The 3,671-nt window shown below is 33.1% G+C and carries 5 protein-coding genes; all 5 read left to right on the top strand.

All coding sequences use genetic code 11. The features are described from left to right. Positions 1-797 precede the first annotated feature (797 nt). Positions 798-1,667 carry a hypothetical protein gene (locus KKC53_04765; GenBank protein MBU2598474.1) on the top strand — a complete coding sequence of 290 codons (870 nt, stop codon included), beginning with the start codon at positions 798-800 and terminating at the stop codon, positions 1,665-1,667. Positions 1,668-1,844: 177 nt separating this feature from the next. Further along, a complete protein-coding gene (locus tag KKC53_04760) occupies positions 1,845-2,063 on the top strand; it encodes a hypothetical protein (GenBank protein ID MBU2598473.1) in 219 nt (72 codons plus the stop codon). Between the two features lie 14 nt (positions 2,064-2,077). Further along, complete coding sequence (locus KKC53_04755; protein MBU2598472.1) at positions 2,078-2,521, top strand: hypothetical protein; 444 nt, start codon at positions 2,078-2,080, stop codon at positions 2,519-2,521. 53 nt (positions 2,522-2,574) lie between these two features. After that, positions 2,575-3,018: a hypothetical protein gene (locus tag KKC53_04750; GenBank protein ID MBU2598471.1), complete on the top strand. Its 444-nt coding sequence runs from the start codon at positions 2,575-2,577 to the stop codon at positions 3,016-3,018. Positions 3,019-3,528: 510 nt separating this feature from the next. Continuing rightward, on the top strand, positions 3,529-3,669 hold the full coding sequence (locus tag KKC53_04745; GenBank protein ID MBU2598470.1) for a hypothetical protein: 141 nt from the start codon (positions 3,529-3,531) through the stop codon (positions 3,667-3,669). Positions 3,670-3,671 lie beyond the last annotated feature (2 nt).

Below are 3,671 nucleotides of genomic sequence, written 5' to 3'. Positions count from 1 at the left end.
CCGAAATTACACTCCCTTTTAATATGACTATACCGAAAGATTTAATATACGTTTTCCTTTCGGTTTTTTTATTTTATTAAACTTAAATATATTTTCCGGAAGCTATAAAAATAATACAAGAATCAGGAAGTTGTGAAGCCTGACCCTAAAAAATTCAAAAAGAAGGATTTTATAAACCTTTTGTCGTATTAATATAAAGGTGTAGAAAAACTGAAAAGGACTAATTCTTTCAAACGCTAGTGGCGATTCAATGAGGTAAATATATATTCTTGAAGTGTGACAAAGAGCCCTTCATTGACATGCAGGCCAGCTTCTTGGAACGAATGATTTTGTAGAAAGACTTAAGGAAAACTTAAGAGACTTTTTAAGTTAAAGCCAAAAGGAAGGCCTAAGAAGAAAGTTGATAAGTAGGTGTCCCTATTATTATCGGTCCCTATTATTATCGTCCCTATTATTATCTAAATCGTTTTGTTGGGGGGACACATAGTCTAAGAAAGACTTGGGGTTATCAAGCCAGAATGCAGGGGGTAAGTATCGAGCAGATATCAGAGAAGTTAGGTCATTAGAGCGTAACTATTACCCGGCGCTATATCGGAATCAGCCAGGAAGAAATTAACAATATAGAAAAAGAAGTCTGCATATAAAATCTAGGGTTGAAATCAAAAAATCAGGTCATATTTATTATAGGGGTCAATGAAAATTTTGACATATCGTTATAATTTGAACAAATTTTAGACATTGGGGGTAAAAAATTTGGAAGAGGAAGAGATTAATATAAGGAGGGCAGAAATAGTTTTATGAATAAGAAATCAAAAACACTTGAGGAGGAAATAAAAGAAATTCGTAAAAAGCGAGGCGTGCCACCAGAGTATTTTAAAATGATAATTGGAGTCAGTCTTGAAACCGTTAAAAAGATGAACAATGGCGATAAGACAATAGAAAAAGTTGCACTTAAATATACTCCAGAAAGCCTGGAAACATTAGCTAGCATAACAAGCGGAACAATAACATACATGATTGATAATTTTCTAGGTTTGCTAAATAAGAAAAAAAATGGGTTTGGAAAGATAGCAAATGACGCGAAGTTGCGCGCGCAATTTGAACTGTCCGCATATATACTTTTCATTCTTGATGTCTTCGCTTTTGAGCATCAAACATCTGAGGCAAGAAAAGAAATTTTCTATGTTGCTAGTAATGAAATACTGAAATCTTTACAAAAGATATCATCAGACTACCAAAAATCAGAATTTAATATAGAACTCTGCAAAAAAATAGACCAGTATGGCTCGTTTGTTAGAGAATCAGATAGTATATTTAAGGTACCATCAGATATAAGTGTTTGGAACTTACTACAAGAAAACTTAACTAACGCTGTTGCTGAAGGTGGATTTACGAGAAAAAAGTTAGACAGTAAAGGTATTATGGATTTGTTTTTGGGTCATATTAATAATAGAAGTATCCAAAACAACAATAAATCTTTGGATATCGTTTCTCTTGTTTATGGGATGACTTGCCAACGAATAGAGAAAAATTTTCGCCTAATGATTAATGAGCTGTTTTCTGCCAGTGAAGATATTCGCGATTTTAGCAGTGAGGAATTTGGAGAAATTCAAGAAACCATAAAAGAAAAAATTCGTGATTTGAACAAACAAGAATCTAGTGAATAGCTATTTTTTTCTAGTGTTTATCGAAAAAGAAGTCTGCATTTAAAATCTAAGGCTAAAATCAAAAAATCAGGTCATATTATTTTAAGGGTCAATTAAAATTCCTTCACTAGAGCTAAAATATTAGATGTTTTGGAATATCGTAGTAAATTTACGTGTGTTTTAGGGGGGTTGTTTAAAATGAATAAAAAACAAAAGTTAATTTTAGCAATTTTTGTTCCGGTTATCCTTTTCTTTATTGCCGTATTTGTTGCAAAGGAGGTAGGGGGTACTTTTCAATGGCAAGCAAGCTCTTTTGACTTGAGGTATACCTGGCATGTGTGGCTTCTTTATTCAGCTTCCTGTTGTATTTTTGAATATAAATTATTTGAGGATAAAAAAAGAAAGATAAAGAATTAGGGGGTTTAAAGATAATGAAAGCATTTGAAAGAATTTTTCTTTATACAGTATTAGCAATATTGGTTTTTTATGTGTTCTTGGTAGATGGAAACGTTGAAAGCAAGGTAGCTATTCAGGAGGAGATCAGGGCGAGGTATATATCAATTGTGAATGATGAGGGGCAAGAAGTTGTTATGTTATGCTCTGATAAAGCCGGTCATGGAGGAATAATTATTTACAACAAAGCCGGTACTGTTGCTGCTAGTATGATGGCTAGAGAAGACGGTGGAATGATAGGTAGTACCAACAAAGCCGGCACTCTTGTTGCTATTATGGGAGTTACTGAAGACGATAATGGACTGATATTGGTTGCTAACAAAGTCGGCAATTGTGGAGCTATTATGGATGTTAATGAAAATGATAATGGAGAAATAAGAGTTTATTCTAAAGACGGTAAAGGGATTGGTACTCTACCTTAGAACCATAAATGAATGATTTGGTTATTAGATAATTAAAGGGGGCAGTTAAGAAAATGAAAAAGAAATATTATTTTGTAATTTTATTCTTAGTATTAGCTATATTTTTAACGGGTTGTAGCGGTGGGGGGATAGTAACTCCCGCTACCGATGAGGCAAAAATAAAGAGTGTTATAAACGAATATTTTTTAGCTATAAATGATCAGAATTGGAGCAAGGCAAAAAGCTATTGTGTTTATGGATCGGATCAATACTACTCCACGTGTTTATTTGAAGATGCCGTGAATGTTTTAGAACAATATTATGGAAATGTAACTGTAACTTGTTTTACAAATATTTCAAACGTGTCTGTAAATGGCAGTTATGCAAGCGCATTTGTCAGTATAAATTTAATTGCAACTGCTGGTTATTATTATGAAAGCGATAGCATATCAGGTTATTACTATTTACAAAAGACTGGAAACAATTGGAAAATATATGATGGGAAAGGATTTGAATAAAGAAAAAGAAAGATTTTAGCTGATGTGGAAAATAATAAACCATATACAGGAATACATAAACAAAGGTTTTAGTTTAATACCATTAGCTAATAATAGTAAAATACCACCTAAAGGGTTTCAATGGTTACCATACCAGAGCCAGAGAGCAAGTATTAAGGAAAAAGTAGAAGGCAATCATAAGCGGGCTTTTTTTGCCCCCCTTTAAAAGCGAAATTTGAAGGTCTAAAATTAGCCTGGTTATAAATGACAGGGGACTAAATGACAGGGGACGGTTCTTTGACACATTTTTTAAGCGACGATTTTGTGACAGAAAACTGTCCCCTGTCACATGTACTTAAAACAAAATATCGGGAAGCCGTTACCGAGTATCTAATATTTACGTATTGGGAAGAATAAGAAAGGAGGCTTAATATAAAACTATTTAATAAATTTTCTAAAAATGAAGAAGGTTCCAAGCTTGAAGTTTATTGTTATGCTTTAAAGAAGGGTGAAGTTAACGAACTGATTAAAATGCTCGAAGAAAAGAATTTTAAGTTGGTTTTTGTTGATAGAAATAGTATTAGAGCGATCAAAGAAGGCAATCATCGGGAAGTATACCAAGCCAGGAAGAAATTAGAAAAAGAAGGATTTAGTTGGTCAGAAAAATCATGAGT

It is taken from the genome of Actinomycetota bacterium (assembly GCA_018830725.1).
Taxonomy (GTDB): Bacteria; Actinomycetota; Humimicrobiia; order JAHJRV01; family JAHJRV01; genus JAHJRV01.
The sequence above is the reverse complement of the archived record's forward strand: the minus strand, read 5'-3'. Positions and strand labels throughout refer to the sequence as shown.